Consider the following 16,879-nt stretch of genomic DNA (forward strand, 5'->3'; position numbering starts at 1 on the left):
TTCACAAATGCGCGGCGCTTCAGGACGAAACTTCCTCTGATGTGGGAGGAGATCTGTCGGAAGCGAGCGCGCGGATTTTGTCGATGGCGGCGTTCGCGGCGCGGCGACTGAGGTAGGACGCTTCATTGAGATCGTACGCCTCGGTTCTGGGAGCAGGACGGGGCGATCGACTGTTGGTCATGAAGTCGATGCGCCAGCTTCCATCCTGGAATTGAAAAGCGTACATGAGCGAACCTCCCGTCCTCGGGGTTCATGGCAGCGTGCAGAAGAGCGCGGCCGACGGTAAGCCGGCCGCGCCGATGCGTTGATCAGGCGAATTCCTCGGCTTGCTGATCCTCTTCCGGGTCGCCGTCCTCGTCGGTGGCGCCGATCTCCGTATCGGAGCCGTCGACGTTTTGGCCCTCGCCCTCGTCCTCCTCGGCGCGTTCGGCCGCTCGGGCGAGTTGGTTCGCGATCTCTTCTTGCGACAGAGCGAACCGCGCGGCCGGTAGCACGAATGTGGCGCCCGCGAGCTGGTCGATGAGGGCGGCGCGGGTCTCCTTGGCGCGAGGACGCGGCAGCACCGAGTGCAGCGCGGCGGCCTTTTCGAGCGCCGCTTTCGAAAGCGACGAGAGGAATTCTTCCGTCGCCATGTTCGGCAGATGCGCGTCCGCGCCGATCGCGTCGCCGACAAGGCGCGCGGCGACGCCGCTCGAATGATAGCCGGGACGGCAGGTGAGGACATGGGCGAGCATGTCGCGCGCGGCCTTCCGAACGAGGGCGGCCTCTTGGGTGATGCGGCCCTCGACGGCGAGGCGACGCGTGAGGCCTCGACGCAAGGGTGCGGAGTAGCCGCTCGCTTTCACATCGACATTCTCGGCCGAGAAGGCGACGACGAGCAGGCTGAGGAGCGTGAAATCGTCGATCTCATTCTCGGCGAGCGCTCGGGCGAGAGCGTCCGTGCGCAAATCGCCGATGATCGCGAGGCCTTTTTGCGTGATCTCGGGACGCGTGCGGGTCGGCTCGGAAGCCGTCTCCACGGCGCCGGCGCGCGCTCCGCTCTTCGCGGTCTTCGGTTCCGCCTTGGGCAGGCGGTAGGCGATTTCTTTCACAGAGCCTTCGCGGGGGTCGACGTAGAAGCCGATCATGTCGCTCTTTCTCGATTGGCCCCAGACCCGCTCGGCTTTCGGCGGGAGCTTCCCCTGGCCATATTCGTCGATTTGCAGGAGAACGCCATTCTTCGGCAGATTGGCTTCGAGCCATGCGGTCTGCGCCGCGAAGTAGGCTTCTACCTGAGTGGTGTAGCGAGAGTCCTGGCCGTCCTGCTCGAACAGGTCGTCCTCCCAGACGATGCCGAACGCCTGCTCCTCGTCTGGCCCGAACTTCGCGTGCTTCGCGTAGATGCGCCGCTTTTGGAGCGCGCGAGCGACATCGAGCCAAGTCACCGTGTCCTGGCCCTTCTTGGGCTTGTGCTTCTTCCATACGGAGGCCTGTTCGTCGGCTCCAACCGCGGCGATGATGCGGAGCTGACTTTCCTGCGGCATGTCGCCTTTGGCGATGTGATCGAGGATCGCCGGATGAATGTGGGCGAGGAGGCGCAATTTCTTGATGGTGCGGACCGGCAGAGCGAGAGCATCGCCGATCGCGTCTTCGGTCCAGTGGTCGGAAATGAGCGCTTCGATGGCGCGCCATTGATCGACCGGCCCCATCTGAGCGCGGGCCACGTTTTCGGAGAGGGAGCGGAGATTGTCGGCCCCGTCGTCGGCGCCGCGGACGAGGACGATGATCTCGGGGAGCTCTGCCGCGATCGCGGCGCGGACGCGCCGATCACCGGCTACAATGACAAGATCGTCGCCATCCGCGCGCACGACGGGCGGCTGCGTGATGCCGATCTTCTGGATGTTGGCGATGAGCTGTCGATCGGCGTGCTCGCCGGGCGCGGTGTGGCGCGGATTGTTGGGATTGGGCTTGAGATTGCGAGGATCGACGTGACGCAATTCCATGATGATGATCTCCTCTTTGAATTTCAAATTGCCGGTCTTCTTCTCGAAGACGAGGATCGAACGCCCCGGTCGCGGACGGCGGGGCAAGGGCGCGCGGAACGCGCGGGAGCGAAGCGACGAACTCTTGCGGCGACGGCCGCGCATGGGGCAGAGCGCCTTTTCTTTGTTCTTCGTTTCGTTTTGACGGAGCTTCTTCGCCCTCTTCGCGTGACGCGGGAGAGCTTCAGCTCACTGTGAAAGATCGAAGAGCGATCCTTGCCGCGGCGTCGGAACGGCCGACGGAGCCAGCGTCGATGTCGTGATCGGCGATGGCGTCGGACCGGCGCGAGGAATCGACTCGTATTTGGCCTTCAAGCGCGCGAGCAGCTCGCGCTCACGGCGCGCGATCTCGGCGTCGCGTCTCGATTGTTCAATCGCGAGAAGATTTGTCGCCGCTATGCGTGATTGGACGAGTATCTCGACGTCGCAAAATGTGAATTCCGCGGCGCCATAACAGGGCCATCGCAGCGTCTGTTCGAGGAATCCTATCTTCCTCTCGGAAGTCACGAAAAAGTTGTTATAAAATCTGGTCCGGTCATGATGAGCAATGTTCCCAAAGCTGTTGGAGAGGCGCACATAAAGCCGGTCGGTGAAGGCGCTTTGTGGACAGTCGTCCGCGAGAAATTTCAGCAGCGCGTTGGCGAACCACGCCTTGTCGTCGGTCGTATGGAACTTGGTCGGCGTGAAGTCCGGGGCCGTCAATTGTGGCGTTCGGAGAGATCGAATGATTGCGGTCGGGAGCATGTATCGTCTCCTGATGAGAAGGGGAGCGCAGCGATCGGCGACGCAAACTCTCGGGGATCGCCCGCGCCGAGGCGTTCGGACCAAGACCATGCCGTCCGAGCCCGCGCCTGGTCGTCAGACCTTCGGGATTTGATGGACGCGCCAGCGTGGCGCGTCAGGCCGCGGAGCTGGCCTCGGCTCGGCCATCGTCGTTCGCGGCAAGAGACGCATTGAGAGCGGCCAGCTCGTCGCGCTTCGCGTCGAGCTCGTCTTCATAGGCGAAGGCCTCGTCCAAACGCCGGCGATAGGCGGGCAGGCGCTCGGCGGCGTCGCGCATGGCGCGCTTCTGCTCGGCCAACTCCACTTCGAAGCGCGAGAGGCAATATTCGAGACGAGAGATGATGCCGAGCGGCGTCAGATCGTGAGAATATTCGATGTCGAGATGTTGGCCGGCGCGCTGCATCGTCAACTCGAGATCCGCGAGCTTCTGGCGCTCGACGGATCTCGCCGTTACGGACAAATCGAAGCCGCCGATATTGGCGATACGCCAGTCGCCGCCCGCGCCTTCGAATTCCTTGGCGCGGATGCCTCTGAGCAGGGCGGCGCCGGCGTCCTTGCGTTCGACGAAACGCTCGCCGTTCACCTCCATGCGGAAGGCGTCGCCGCGGGTCGGGATTCGCCGGGCGATGTCCTGCTCGATCTCGCCGATTCGCTTTTCGGCGTGGCGGAGCGAGGCCTCGGTTGAGGAGATCGTGCGGCGGACGGCGTATTGATCGTCGAAATGCGCGTCGCGCAGACGCTCCAGCCGAGCGATCTCGGCTTCGAGCCCGGCCTTCCGCATGAGCCTCGGGTCGCCCGATGCAATGGCCTTCGCCATGGCGAATTGGTTGACCTGCGAGCCGGCGTCCTCCAGCCGACGGATGCTGCGGTCGCCGGACATGGCCATTTCGATGAAGCGGGCCTTCCGCTCCAGCAATTGCCAGCCGGTGGCGTCGACGCTGCCCTTGGTGGCGTAGGCGTAGAGCTCGATCTCGTCATTCTCGTTGCCCTGGCGCTCGATACGGCCCTCGCGCTGCTCGATGTGCGAGGGGAGCCACGGAACGTCGAGGTGATGAAGGGCGACCAGACGGCGCTGAGCGTTGACGCCGGTTCCCATCGTGTCGGACGATCCGTTCAGGATGCGGATCTTGCCGGCGTTGATGTCCTGGAAAAGGCGCTGCTTGGCGCTCGACTTCTTGTAATCCTGCATGAAGGCGATCTGCTCGGGGGGAACGCCGAGCGCGACGAGCCGCGACTTGATCCAGCGGTAGGCCGAGAAGCCGCGCGTCGCCTCCACATTGAGCGTGCCGAGATCGGAGAAGATCATCTGCGCCGCGCCGGGCAACAGGTAGGGAACGCCATCCGCCCGCGTGTAGCGGCGGTCGGAGGTCTCGCGCCAGATCGCAAAGACGTTGTCGATCAGGGCGTTGAGCTTGTTGCCATCCTCATTGGCGTGGCCGGGGAGGACGAAGCGCAGATCGATGGCGGCGTGGCGACCGTCGGTGATGACGGAGAGGAGAATGTCGTCGCCCTTCTCGGGCTTCCCCTTGCGGGCCTCGATGACGGCGATGCGCTGGGCGAGGATTTTCTGATAGGCCTTGAAGGCGGCGGTCGGCTCGGCCGTGACGATCTGGCGCTTGCCGCCCTTGACGCTCGGCAGGCGGAGATAGTGGCGCAGATCCGATTTGAGCACGACGTCGGCGACCGAGCGATACATGGCCATGAGGTCGGCCACATTGACGAATTCCGAAAAGCGCGTTACCGGCTTGTAGAGGCCGGACGGCTGCAGCTCGAGCTCTGTGCGCGTCTCGCCAAAGGTCGCGGCCCAGGCGTCGAACTCGTGAATGCCCCTTTCTTCTAGCGTCTCCGGCTGCATGAAGCGCTGGAGCGTGAACATTTCGCCTAGCGTGTTCGTGATAGGCGTGCCGGAGGCGAGGAGCAGGGCGCGGCCGGGATTCTTCTCGTCGACGAAGCGGGATTTGACGAAGAGGTCCCAGGCGCGCTGCGATCCGTCCGGATCGACGCCCTTCAGGCTCGTCATATTGGTGGCGAAGGAGAGCTTGCGAAACTCCTGCGCCTCGTCGACGATGAGCTGGTCGACGCCCATCTCGCCGATGGTCAGAAGGTCGTCCTTGCGGCTCTGCAAGGCATCGAGCTTGGCTTGAAGCCCTTCCTTCATGCGCTCGATGCGCTTGCGCGAGATGCGGTCGTCGCCGTCGATCTTCTCCAGCAATTCGGAATAGCTGGCGAGATGGTTCTGAACGAGCGCCTGCTCGAAGGCGGCGGGCGCCGGCACGAATTTGAAGGCGCTGTGGGTGATGATGATGCAATCCCACTGCGCCGTGGCGGCGCGAGCGAGGAATCGCTGGCGCTTGTCCTTGGAGAAATTCGTCTCGTCGGCGACCAGAATGCGGGCGTTCGGATAGAGCAGGAGGAATTCGCGGCTCGCCTGCGCCAGGCAATGGCCGGGAACGACCAGCATCGCCTTGGCGACGAGGCCGAGCCGCTTCTGCTCCATGATGGCGGCGGCGATGGTGAAGGTTTTTCCGGCGCCGACCGAATGGGCGATATAGGTCTTGCCGGCGCTGACGATGCGCCAAATGGCGCGCTTCTGGTGGTCGTAGAATTTGATGACGCTGCTCGCGCCGGGAAGCTGCAGATGGCCTCCGTCGAAATGCCGCGGGACCAGATTGTTGAACTGTTCGTTGTAGATGCGGGTGAGACGCTCGGCCCGCTCGACATTGGTCCACACCCAGCGCTCGAAAGCCGTCTTGATCTTGGCGAGCTTCTCCTTGGCCGCCTCGGTCTCGGCGGCGTTCAGCTCGCGCCGCTCTCTGCCGTCCTCCTTCCAGACGTCGTAGATCTGCGGGATCGAGGAATTGAGCGCGTCGCCGAGCAGCAGGCCGGCGTTGCGGCGCGCCGTGCCCCATTCGGAGGTCGCCTCGGCGCGGCCGGAGAAGGCGGAGAGCTCGACGGTCCAGGAGGCGATCTCGACCGTGTGGCGGATCGAGGCCTTCACGCCGATGACCTCGGCGACGAACCCCATGACGACGTCGATCGGGATCCATGGCGCGCCGAGCCGGGCGGAAATATCCGAGGGCTTCAGATCCTCGGGCTGGACCGGGCCGAGCGCCTCGACATTGCGCCGATAGCGCGCATCTCGCTCGGCCGCGGCGATCGCGGCGGTGAGCTTGGTGCGTACTGGACCGGACAGATAGGCGTCGGCGGTCTGCCAGCTCTCGAAGCCTTCGATCGTCGTCTGCGGGTCGAGGAAGACGCGATCCCCGAGTTCGGCGAGCGCTTCGTCGCGCGAACGGCCGAGGAGGTCGGCGATGCGGTCGATGTCCACATGGCCGAGCTCGTGCAGGGTGACGGCGAGGGCGTCGGCCGCGCTTTCGATCGTCGGCGTCGCCGGCGGATGCAGCACGCGTTCGGAGAAGATCGGCCCTTTTGTCGCCGTTCCGGTCTCGACGTCATAGTCCTCGATCGAGGCGACGAGCCAGACGTCGGGGTCGTCGAGGAAGGGCTGGAGATTGGGGCGGCGCTGCGTCTCGCGCGCCTCGCCGGTCTTCGGATCGGTCGTCTCGGTGATGGTGGTGAGATTGATCGCTCCGAAATTGCGCAGGAAGCTGTTGTAGGCGATGCGCAGGCGCGTCTGGGCCGGACCCCAGGGCTCATTGGCCTCCTGGGCGCGCAGGACCTCGCGGATGGCGTCCCGGATCGGGATGAGAGCGCGAATGATGCGGGCGTGCTTTGCGGGAATGCCTTCGGTTCCCTTGCCGCCGCGCACCTCGATCATGCGCGGCGCGCCGTCGATGATCTGCGTCAGCGCGTCGTCGACAATGACGAAGCTGCCCTCCTTGATTGTCGCGCCTTCCGCGGCCGTGCCGATGCGGAGGGCGGGGCGGCTCGGCGCGGTCGCGGCCAATGCCTCGCTCGGCTGATGGATCCCGCGCGGCAGGCGCGAAACGGCGGCGTCGAGCGCTTCGTCGAGCGCGGCGCGGTCCTTTCGCTGGCAGGTGTAGGTCGGCCCATAGGCGCTGCTGGTTCGCGCATGGAGCCCCATGACCATCTCTGGATGGTCGATGAAATATCGATTGATCGCGAGCGGCTCCTCGCCATCCTCGGCGGGGACCGCCTCGGCGAGGTCCTGCCAGAGCGCGCCGGCGGGCTCCTGGTCGGCGGCGCGCCTCTGCAGGAACAGAATGTCGACGACGACGTCGGTTCCGGCGGCGGCGTTCATTGCCCCCTCGGGAAGCCGGATCGCGCCGACGAGATCGGCTATTGTCCCGATATGGGCGCGCGCCTTGTCGTCGACCTTGTCCATGGTCCAGCGGCTGGTGACAAAGGCGGCGAGGCCGCCCGACTTCAACCGTTCGATCGACCGCGCGATGAAATAATCATGCAGTGAAAGGTCGAGGCGCTCGGCTCCGTCGAGACGCGCGCGCCGGTCGCTGAACGGCGGATTGCCGATGACGAGCTCGAAGCTCTCGGAGAGGCGCGCCTTCGTAAAATCCTCGCGCCGGATCCAGGCGTTCGGAAACAGCTGCGATGCGATGCGTGCGGTGGTGGCGTCCATCTCGACGCCGGTGAGGCTCGATTTGCCGGCGAGCGCTTCCGCCATGAGGGAGAAGAAGAGCCCCGTCCCGCATCCGGGCTCCAGGATCGCGCCGCCGGCAAAGCCCATGCGCTGGACGGCGCGCCAGATGGCGCGAATGATGAACTCGGGCGTGTAATGGGCATATTGCGTGGCGCGGGCGAGGCTCGCCAGCTCTTCGCGCGGGACGAGCCGCTCCAGTTGCTCGCCCAGATCCTCCCAGCCCTCGGCGAAGCTCTCGCCGGCGCGGCGGAACATCATATTGGCGAGGTCCCGCGCGCCGAAGCCGACGAAGCGGCTCAGGACTTCCTGCTCCTCCGAAGTCGCATTCCGCTTTTCAGCCTCGATTTCGAGGGCGAGCCGGATGGCGGCGAGATTGTCGGCGGCGCGGGCTTTCCAGCCGTGAGCGAGCTGGCGGTCGCCGCGCAGCACGAAGTCCTGCGCGGGGATCGAAGGCGCCGCGACGGCCGGCGTTTCGTCTTCTTCGGGGAGATCGGTCGAGGGGCGAAAACTTCCGCCGTCGAGCGTCAAGCCGCCGGAGAGGCTGGTGGAATCGAACAGAGAAAGCGTCAGCTGATTGCTGTCCTTGGCCATAGCGAGAAATCCTTTCGGCGAGCACGAAAAAGCCCGGCGCGCGCTGGGCGGCCGGGCGTGGGCAGTCGGACGAATGTGCGAAGGGGACGGTTCGGGCAGGCGGCGGTCGCCGCACTCACCAAGGCCCGAAGGCGGCTTCGATGGCGGAACGCTCACGTCGATCGACGAGATCGAGCGCTCGAATGTGAAGCGCGGAGCCGGTGCGCGCGCGCGCGACGACATGGGACCAGGCCTCTCTGTCGTCGCGAAATTTCGGCGGACCTTGCTCCGGGTTGTCGAACTTCTGCAGCTCGATGCGAGGCGCGCCGTCGCGATAGCTGCCGCAATCGGATATGACCCAACCATCGCGGCGCGCGGCGTCGTGGTCGAAGGCGTCGAGGCCCAACGCCGCGCCGGTGGCGGCGTCGCGATTTTCGGATTCAGTCGTGCTGAACTGTTGCATCGGAGTCTCCTCTCGATCTTCTTCTCGAAGACCCCGATCCCGCACCGAGGACGAACGGCTGGGGCAAAGGCGGCGCCTCGTGCGCCGGGATCGATCCGGCCCAGCGAAGCGGCCGGAGCGGCCCACCCTTTGCGGCGGCCGTTCGTTCGCGGTAACGCCTTCCATTCATGTTCTTCTTTTTCGATTTCTCCTTTTCACACCTACGAATTGCGCGGCGTCACGAATGGGGCCGAAGGAGCCGAGCCGCGGGCGTCTTGTCACGCGCGATGCGTTCCGAGAGCCAGCGCCGACAATCGATTCTGTCGACGACGCGCTGCGCGCCGAGATCAAGCAGGCAAGCTGCGCCACCGAATGCGTCGAACGAGGGGAACACGCAGCCCTGACTCCAATGGAACCCCCATAGGCCGGTCAATCCTAACGTTCTCGCACAGCGCTGAACGAACGCGATCACTTGTTCGGGATCGCCGTCGTCCCCGGAGACGATGCGAAGACATCCTCTATCGGCGTCGCTGGTTTTCACCGCGAAGCAGACGCGCTCATATCTGGCGTCGAGCTCCTCGGCATATTGCTCATAGAGAGCGAGAGCCGGTGGGACGAATTCGGAACGGCCGAGTGGTAGAACGCAGGAAAAATGCGTGTAGGAGCGGGACATGTCGATGTCTCCTCTGGGAGGCGCGAAACGGATTGTGAAAAACGCGAAGGCGAGAACCGCGGAATTCAGCCGGGACCCGCCGCGTCGCCGAAGGCGCCGGCGGGCAGGCGCCAGCGCTCGGGGGACGTGCGTATCGCCGGCGACCAAAGCTCGGACATGGCGAGCTGCACGAGATCTGGCCGAGCGAGCGCGGCCGGATAGGGTCTGCCGCGATCGGCGACGGCATGGATGGGAGCGTCGCGTTTGACGGTGCAGCCGAAGCGCCGTTCATATACGGCGATCGTCTCGAAGCGCTCCGGCGCCATCCATCTGACCGTCGCCAGCTGATCGGGCGAGGCGAAGATGCAAAGCATGCAGGAGACGCGTCCAAAGCCGAGCTGATAGGCGACATGCGGAACGACGCCGTGACGCCGGAGCAGATCCCAGACTTGTCGTTCCTCCAAGCCGTGGATCGGACGCCAATGATCGACGTGGCGAGGCCGGCGGGTTCCGCCGCGCGTATCGGTGCGATGCGGTTCGAACGTCAGATAGCGAGCCCTCGCTGGGCTCTCCTCGGCGCGCTCGCCGGTGACGACGAGCGCGCACTTGCCGAGAAAGCGGGGCGAATTGCAGATCACGCTTCGCATCACGTCGATTTTCGCGACGGAACTGCACCAGCGAAGCCGCAAATCGGCCGTAACCTGGGGGAAGCGCAGACGCGTGCCAGGACCGCCGCGGCCGCCGAATGTCGCGAGGCTTCCTTCGGTCGTCTCGAACGTTACGGAGGCGGTGGGCTCATTGTCACGCAACATCTCACGACGCAGACCGCCGTCGCGCCACGAGAAGTAGAGCGGAACGCCAAAGGCCGCAGAAATCGCACGGCAATAGCCCGCGGTGATCGGCCAATCGAACGTCGGCGGCCCGCGACCGTCGACGTCGTGATGGTGCAATTCGATTCGCGCGGGATCGGCGCCCTGATCGAGAAGATGAAGGAGCGCTGCGACCGAATCCTTTCCGCCGGACAGCGCAATCAATATGTAGTCGTAGCTCCTCAGATCGGGAGCAATGGAGGATTGGAGGCGAGAGAGAGCATGCGGATGCTCGCCGTCTTCGGGGTTCGTCGATAGGGCGCGCATCATGGCGATCACGCGGCCTCGACGAGGGGCGCGTCGCTATCAGAGGCGTCCTGTTCATCGGAATCGCTTCGGCTTTCGGCGAAGTCGGGATGAAAGGCGAGGCAATAATCGGCCGCCTTCTGCGCCGCCGCCGCCGCGCGAAAGATTTCACGCTTGTCACTCTTCAAACGCTCGATCCAAAATGATAGATAGCTCGCATGGTTCTCGATGTCCGTGGGCAGGCCGAGCTCCGTATTGATCATGCAGCTCGACAGGTCGGCCACGAGTTCTTCGAACGCGTATTTCGCCGAGCCAAAGCGTCCACTGAGATCACGGTTCAGCCGATTTTTAGCGCCAGAAAAATGGGTCAGCTCGTGCATTTGGACAGCGGCGTACGCCTCGGGCGAACTGAACGCACGCTCCATCGGCAGCTGAATATGGTCGGTCGACGGGCTATAGAAGGCCTGGTCGCCGCCGATGCGAACGACGGCGCCGCTGTTGCGCAGAATGATGTCAGCCGCCTCGAAACGACGCCACGGCGCCTCTTCGATCGTCGGGGGCACAAACTCGGGAATACCGTCGATCTGCGACCCGTTGAAAACAGTGAAGGAGCGAAGCAGCGGAATGTTGCGCGTATGCTCCTCGCCGTCCGCCGGCGCGTCGCGATCTTCGACGCATAGGCTCTTGTAAAAGTATATGGTCGCGCCCTTCTCGCCGGCCCGCACTTGCCAGCCCCTATCCTTCGCCTGCTTGTAGCTGCAAAAGCGAGGATCGCCGCTCGCGAAGGAAAATCGCGACATACCCAGCAAGAGCACGTTGATCCCGCGATACCGGCGTCCGGTCGTGGCGTTGATCGGCGAGAGCGGACCGGCGGCCTTGTCGGGGTTCCAGGGTCGGCGCCAAGGGGCGACGCCCTGTTCAAGCGCAGCGACGATGCGATCCGTCACTTCGCGATAGTGATCGCGGCGCGCGGGCGCGCGAGCTTGGCTCTTCTTGAAACCGCTCATTGGTTCGTCCTTTCCATTCTGGTCTCGGAACGAACCTCGACGCCCCGCATCACGGCGGCCGGGGCAAGGGCGGGCTCGCCGCTCGCGGCGAGAACGGGCGCGCGCGCCTTTACCCTTGCGGCGGCGGACGCGCATGCGGGAACGGCGCTTCGCGCTGTCGGTCTGTTTGTTCTTCGGCTGTCGGTATTTTCTGCATGCGCCGCCTATCAGGCGGCACATCCGCTCTGCGTCTCGCGACGAACAATCCATTCGACACGCCTTCGAGGAAAAGTCATCGAAAGCGCTTGCGCCAGTGTCGTGGAGCGTCCAATAGTTACGAAATCTTATTCGTCATGAACTTCGAGGAAAATTCGAATGACGGCTTCAGAGGCAGAACCTTCTCGTTCGATCACGCTCGCGGCCGAGGTCGTCGCGGCCTTCGTCGCCAATAACTCCCTGCCGATCGGAGACCTGGCTTCGCTCATCCAAGCAGTACGCGGAGCGCTGGAGAACCTCGGCAACGCGTCGATCGACCCGGCGACGCCAGCGGTGAAACGAGAGCCGGCTGTTTCGATCCGCAAGTCCGTCACACCCGATTTCATCATATGTCTCGAAGACGGAAAGAGCTTCAGATCGCTGCGACGCCATTTGACGGCGCTCGGAATGAGTCCGGAGGAGTATCGGGCGAAGTGGAACCTTCCTGCCGACTATCCGATGGTGGCGCCCAATTATGCGGCGCAGCGATCGGAAATGGCAAAGAAAATCGGGCTCGGTCAGCTTCGCGAGAAGGCCGCGCCGCGCCAGAAAACCGTCGCCGCCGCGCCGGTCAAGCGTGGACGTCCGGCTAAGAAGAAGGTGTGATCGGCGACCGGCCTGGCTCTGGCAATAGTGCGCCATTCGAAGTGGATCGAGTGGCGCACGGCGCGACGTTTCGTGGCGACTGTGCGACCGGTCACGGATCGGATCGAACAAGGTCCATGACGAGTATTTCGTCAGCGCCGTAGACGAGATGGTTTCCGCATTCTTCGCATTCGTAGCGGCGGGCGTCCGGCTCGCAGCAATCTCTCACGGCGCCGCAGGCGAGACAAAATCCCTGCATCAGCTCCGACGCCTCCTCGATCGCTTCGAGGGTGAAGCGATGGGCGATGATTTTTCCTGAAGTCGAGTAGCGAATGGGCATGAAAGGACTCCATTATTTGGCTGTCTTGGAATTTGCCCAGGCCGATGCGCCTCGACAGGACGTCGACGGGCCGTTGGAATTTTGGGCTGGCCGTGGGCAGTCGGGGCGCGGCGCCATCCCGCGGAGGCAGGGCGCGCGCGATAGCGTCGCCTCTCGCTCGTCTGTTTAAAAAATCTCGAGCTGCTGTCGCGTCTGCTCGGGCGCGACGAGGCGGTAGTTATGATCTTTGATGTTGCGGATGTGATAGTATGCCGCGGACTCGGGATCCTGATAGAGGATGGCTGGTCGACGGCCGGGACGATTGGAGACGACCCGCATGGTCGTGAAGTCGCGGCCGTCCGCGAAGCGCACTGGCTCGTCGAAAACGATCGTCTGTCCGGGACGGGGACGCGGCTTTACAGCTCTGGCGCGTCGCGCTGCGGCGTGATCTCGGCAGCGCTTCCGCCACTCGAGCGCATATTCGTAGTCCGTCTCGGTCAAGAGGTCGAGAATAGCCTCTGGACATTCGGTCTCGCAGGGACCGGCAGATTCGCCTATATCTTTGTAGCCGAAGATGAATCCTTCTCGATCTCTGGGATTGTAGTCGACGAGGCAAACCAAGGCCCAAACGACGTGCTCTCCAGTGGCCTTGGTGACGCACTCGACCGCGGCGTAATAGACGCGCGGCGTCACGAACGCTGATTTCAGCACCTTGGAGACGACCTCCTGCCTCTCGAAAGTGAACTGCGCGTCGAGATAAGCGCCGGGTCCGTCGTGGCCTTCCAGCGATCGCATATAGAGCCAACCCATGATGACCTCCTTTGGAAAGGGAAAACGCGAAAGCAATCCGGCGGGAAACCGGGTCCATGAAGCGCGATGCGCGCGATGCGAGGTCGATCGTTCAGCGTTGTGAAGCGATCGATCGTGGCGGCGGATATTGCGAGACGTCGACCTCGATCTCCTTGCGCGCCGCCCATTGCTGGAATTCTGCGTATCCGCGCGCTCGGAAGGCGTCGACCGCGGCGATCACCTCCGCGTCGGAAATGCCGCTCTCGTAATGAGAGACGCGATCGAGGCGATCATTGTCGACAATCACGCGTGCTTTCGAGTGCCTGTCTCCGCCGATGCGACTGCTTCTCTTTCGCGATTTCTTGCTCGAAACCTAAAAGAGAAACGCCCCTTCGCGCACGGCGGGGCAAGGGCGCGCGGCACGCGCGGGAGCGTAGCGACGGCCCCTTGCGGCGACGTTCGCGCTAGGGGCAGCTCATTGCTTCACTGGGTCTTGATGTCTCTTCTCGCTTCACGCCATGCGAGAAAGTCCGTCTTGTTTCGTTCGAGCCATTGGAGCAGATCGCGCAGTTCGTCGAGCTGGTCGAGCAACGAGTCGAACTCGGATTGGCGCACGTTGCCGCATTTTCTCGGACCGGCTGTCCGTAGGAGCTGCTGGACGACGCGAATCGACGCTGCAAGAGCGGTGAGTGAGTGTCGTTTCTTTCCACCGGTTTCGCTCATCGCTTTCGCCTCAGCCATCCGAAGGATGGCTCACCGACATAGTTCCTCTCCCAAATATACCACGCGAAATCGACTCGTCCTCCGCGCGCTTTCAGCCCCGCGAGAATGACTGGACCTGGCGGCATGGAAGGGCGCGGCGTGATGATCAGCACGCGCCGCGGAAAGGTTCTCTCCAGCCATCTGGAGCGGCGGTCGCCGGAAATCCAGGAGAGGGGCAGGATCATTGCGACCTTTCGTCTCGCGATCTTGCGCGCGCGAATGACGAATTCCCGCGACTTTCGAAATGGCGGATTGCAACAGATGTTGTCCGGCGCCCGCCTTCTGGCCTCTTCGGATAGGAAGTCGACGGCGCGATCGCAGAACATGGATCGAGAAACCAGGTCCTCGCCCCAGGCGTCATTGTAGCCCGCGGCTCTCGCAGCTTCGACGATGCGTCCGAGCCCGCAGGCCGGATCGTAGATCGAACCTTCGAAGTCCTCCTCTTCGAAGAAGCGATGATCGACCCAGCTCTCCTCCACATACCAATCCTGAGGATGCCGCACCCAGAGATGGGCGTTGAGCGCGCGATCGGGCACGGCTGGGACGATTTCGACCGGCTCGGGCCGATCGTGGCGCACCCTGCGGTACTTGCGACGCGCTGGTGTGATCTGGCCGTCGCGATCGGCGAGGATCGAGGACGGCCGCGGGATCAGGTCGTTCATGGGACATCTCCCTATACGATGCGGGCGAGGAGACCTTCACGAACACTTCGACCAGCCGCAGTGACGACAGGTCATGCAGCCGTCTTTCTTGACGAGACCTGGCTGGCTGCATTTCGGGCAGAGCGCTCCGAGAGCGCGCGCCGGCGGATGTTCCTCGGAAGCGTGCGCCACGATCACTTCAGAGGGAGCGAGAAAGCCGGTGTCGATCATGTGGCGTTCGATGATCGAGCCGATCGCGGCGATGAGGGAGGGGACATAACGTCCCTCGCTCCAATGCCCGCCGCGCGGGTCGAACACGGCCTTCAACTCTTCCGCGACGAAAGCGACGTCACCGCCGCGACGGAACACGGCGCTGATCATGCGCGTCAGGGCGACCACCCACGCGTAATGCTGCATGTCCTTGGAGTTCAGGAAAATTTCAAAGGGGCGCCTTTCCCCATTCTCCTCGACGTCATTGATCGTCACATAGAGAGCGTGCTCGCTCTCAGGCCAGCGCAGCTTGTAGGTGGCGCCCGCGAGCTTCTCCTGACGCGGCGCGATCACCGGATGCGGGGGCGTCGGGGGAGCGGCGGACGCAGGCGCCGTGGTCGACAGGATGGAGCCGGTGATCTCATTGGGTCGATAGGTCGTGCAGCCCTTGCAGCCGGAACGATAGGCGTCCACGTAGATCGTCTTGAAGTCCTCGAACGAGATATCGGCTGGGCAATTCACCGTTTTGGAGATCGAAGCATCGACGTGGTCCTGAATCGCGGCCTGCATGCGAATGTGATCGGCGGGCGTCAGGGTCTGCGCGGTGACGAAATATTCCGGTAGTTCCGCGTCCGCGCCGAATTTTTCGCGGTAGAGCCGCACGGCGTAGTCGTCGACTTCCTGCTCGACGAAGGAATTGTCGGGTTGGCGGATCTTGCGCAGATAGGAAAGATCGAAGATCGGCTCGATTCCCGAGGAGACATTTTCCGCGAACAGCGAAATCGTCCCCGTCGGCGCGATCGAGGTGAGCAAGGCGTTGCGAATGCCATGCTCGAAGATTCCGGCTTTGATGTCGTCGTCGAGACTGCGAACGGTCTCCCCGGCAAGATAGGCGTCGCGGTCGAAGAGCGGGAATGCGCCCTTTTCTTTGGCGAGTCCGATCGACGCGATATAGGCGTGTCGATTGAGCAAGCGATTCCAGCGGGCCGCCATCGCGGCGGCCTCGGGCGTCCCGTAGGTCAAGCGGCACATGGCGAGCGCGTCGGCGACGCCGGTGACGCCGAGACCGATGCGCCGCTTGGCCAGCGCTTCCTCCCTGTGTTCGGGGAGCGCGAATCCCGACACGTCGATCGTATTGTCGAGCATGCGCACGGCAATGTTGGCGAGGCGTGCGAGGCCGCCCTCGTCGAGGTGGGCGCGCTCCGTGAAGGGGTCGCGCACGAGCTTGGTGAGATTGTTCGAGCCGAGGAGGCACGCGCCATAGGGCGGCAGCGGTTGCTCGCCGCAAGGATTGGTCGCCGCGATCGTTTCGCAATAATAGAGATTGTTGCGGGCGTTGATCCGGTCGATGAAAATGACGCCAGGATCGGCATAATTGTAATTGGCGCGCATGATCTGGTCCCAAAGGTCGCGAGCCCAGATCGTGCGATACACCTCGCCGCCAAACACGAGTGGCCAGTCCTTGTCTGCGTCGACCGCGTCCATGAAAGCGTCGGTGACGAGGACCGAGAGATTGAAATTGCGCAGGCGAGTCTTGTCGGCCTTCGCGGCGACGAAGGCCTCTATGTCGGGATGATCGCAGCGCATCGTCGCCATCATGGCGCCGCGCCGCGTGCCGGCCGACATGATCGTGCCGCACATGGAATTCCACACATCCATGAACGACAAGGGGCCAGAGGCGTCGGCCCCTACCCCTTTGACGAGCGCGCCCTTCGGGCGGAGCGTCGAAAAATCATAGCCGATGCCGCCGCCGTGCTGCATGGTGAGCGCCGCCTCACGAAGATGCGAGAAGATGGCGTCGAGATCGTCCTCGATCGTTCCCAGGACAAAGCAGTTGAAGAGGGTCACGCGGCGCGAGACCCCGGCGCCGGCGAGGATGCGTCCACCCGGCAGGAATTTGAAATCCTGCAACGCCGAATCGAAGGTTCCCTCCCATTGCTCGGGATCGTTCTCGACGCTCGCGAGGGCGCGCGCGACGCGGCGCCAGCTGTCTTCGACGGTCAGGTCGATCGGCTCTCCGGCGGGTGTCTTCAGCCGGTATTTTTCGTCCCAAATCTGTTGCGAGATCGCGGGCAGCGTCGCGCCTATCGGGCGCGATGGGGTTGCAGATATCATATTCATGATTTGCTCCTCGAGCAGTGAATGGTTTTCTCCGATAAAACCCCGAAGG

The 16,879-nt window shown here is 63.6% G+C and carries 13 protein-coding genes; 1 reads left to right on the forward strand and 12 read right to left on the reverse strand.

Annotated elements, in window-relative coordinates; genetic code table 11:
* Positions 1 to 308: 308 nt before the first annotated feature.
* From METLW3_RS0121405 to METLW3_RS0121435, 6 genes are all read right to left on the reverse strand, one after another.
* Entirely contained in the window at positions 309 to 2,126 is a 1,818-nt protein-coding gene (locus METLW3_RS0121405) for a ParB N-terminal domain-containing protein (RefSeq protein WP_348625825.1), read from the reverse strand.
* Positions 2,127 to 2,210: 84 nt separating this feature from the next.
* Positions 2,211 to 2,765, reverse strand: coding sequence for a hypothetical protein (locus METLW3_RS26125; RefSeq protein WP_084484916.1), 555 nt, complete (start codon positions 2,763 to 2,765; stop codon positions 2,211 to 2,213).
* A gap of 154 nt (positions 2,766 to 2,919) precedes the next feature.
* Positions 2,920 to 7,974 carry a DEAD/DEAH box helicase family protein gene (locus METLW3_RS0121415; RefSeq protein ID WP_024881823.1) on the reverse strand — a complete coding sequence of 1,685 codons (5,055 nt, stop codon included), beginning with the start codon at positions 7,972 to 7,974 and terminating at the stop codon, positions 2,920 to 2,922.
* A 115-nt stretch (positions 7,975 to 8,089) separates the two neighbouring features.
* Positions 8,090 to 8,416 (reverse strand): hypothetical protein, encoded by a 327-nt coding sequence (locus METLW3_RS0121420; RefSeq protein WP_024881824.1) that lies wholly within the window; start codon positions 8,414 to 8,416, stop codon positions 8,090 to 8,092.
* A 717-nt stretch (positions 8,417 to 9,133) separates the two neighbouring features.
* Entirely contained in the window at positions 9,134 to 10,186 is a 1,053-nt protein-coding gene (locus METLW3_RS0121430; protein ID WP_245267481.1) for a phosphoadenosine phosphosulfate reductase family protein, read from the reverse strand.
* Between the two features lie 5 nt (positions 10,187 to 10,191).
* Positions 10,192 to 11,418: a zincin-like metallopeptidase domain-containing protein gene (locus METLW3_RS0121435; protein WP_245267471.1), complete on the reverse strand. Its 1,227-nt coding sequence runs from the start codon at positions 11,416 to 11,418 to the stop codon at positions 10,192 to 10,194.
* Positions 11,419 to 11,523: 105 nt separating this feature from the next.
* On the opposite strand from METLW3_RS0121435, the gene METLW3_RS0121440 reads away from it, so the two are divergent.
* The gene (locus METLW3_RS0121440) at positions 11,524 to 12,009 is read left to right on the forward strand and encodes a MucR family transcriptional regulator (RefSeq protein WP_024881828.1); all 486 of its coding nucleotides are present in this window, start codon (positions 11,524 to 11,526) and stop codon (positions 12,007 to 12,009) included.
* Between the two features lie 91 nt (positions 12,010 to 12,100).
* Here METLW3_RS0121440 and METLW3_RS0121445 read toward each other — a convergent pair whose 3' ends face one another.
* The 6 genes from METLW3_RS0121445 to METLW3_RS0121475 all read right to left on the reverse strand — a co-directional run bounded on the left by METLW3_RS0121445 (position 12,101) and on the right by METLW3_RS0121475 (position 16,830).
* The gene (locus tag METLW3_RS0121445) at positions 12,101 to 12,328 is read right to left on the reverse strand and encodes a hypothetical protein (protein WP_024881829.1); all 228 of its coding nucleotides are present in this window, start codon (positions 12,326 to 12,328) and stop codon (positions 12,101 to 12,103) included.
* Positions 12,329 to 12,493: 165 nt separating this feature from the next.
* The gene (locus METLW3_RS0121455) at positions 12,494 to 13,117 is read right to left on the reverse strand and encodes a hypothetical protein (RefSeq protein WP_024881830.1); all 624 of its coding nucleotides are present in this window, start codon (positions 13,115 to 13,117) and stop codon (positions 12,494 to 12,496) included.
* A gap of 91 nt (positions 13,118 to 13,208) precedes the next feature.
* The gene (locus tag METLW3_RS0121460) at positions 13,209 to 13,403 is read right to left on the reverse strand and encodes a hypothetical protein (protein WP_024881831.1); all 195 of its coding nucleotides are present in this window, start codon (positions 13,401 to 13,403) and stop codon (positions 13,209 to 13,211) included.
* A 176-nt stretch (positions 13,404 to 13,579) separates the two neighbouring features.
* Positions 13,580 to 13,819 carry a hypothetical protein gene (locus METLW3_RS28465; RefSeq protein ID WP_157516630.1) on the reverse strand — a complete coding sequence of 80 codons (240 nt, stop codon included), beginning with the start codon at positions 13,817 to 13,819 and terminating at the stop codon, positions 13,580 to 13,582.
* Positions 13,816 to 14,520: a hypothetical protein gene (locus tag METLW3_RS0121470; protein WP_024881832.1), complete on the reverse strand. Its 705-nt coding sequence runs from the start codon at positions 14,518 to 14,520 to the stop codon at positions 13,816 to 13,818. The genes METLW3_RS28465 and METLW3_RS0121470 overlap by 4 nt, the downstream gene beginning before the upstream one ends.
* A 36-nt stretch (positions 14,521 to 14,556) precedes the next feature.
* Entirely contained in the window at positions 14,557 to 16,830 is a 2,274-nt protein-coding gene (locus METLW3_RS0121475) for an adenosylcobalamin-dependent ribonucleoside-diphosphate reductase (RefSeq protein ID WP_024881833.1), read from the reverse strand.
* Positions 16,831 to 16,879: the final 49 nt, after the last annotated feature.

The organism is Methylosinus sp. LW3 (genome assembly GCF_000527115.1).
Taxonomy (GTDB): Bacteria; Pseudomonadota; Alphaproteobacteria; order Rhizobiales; family Beijerinckiaceae; genus Methylosinus.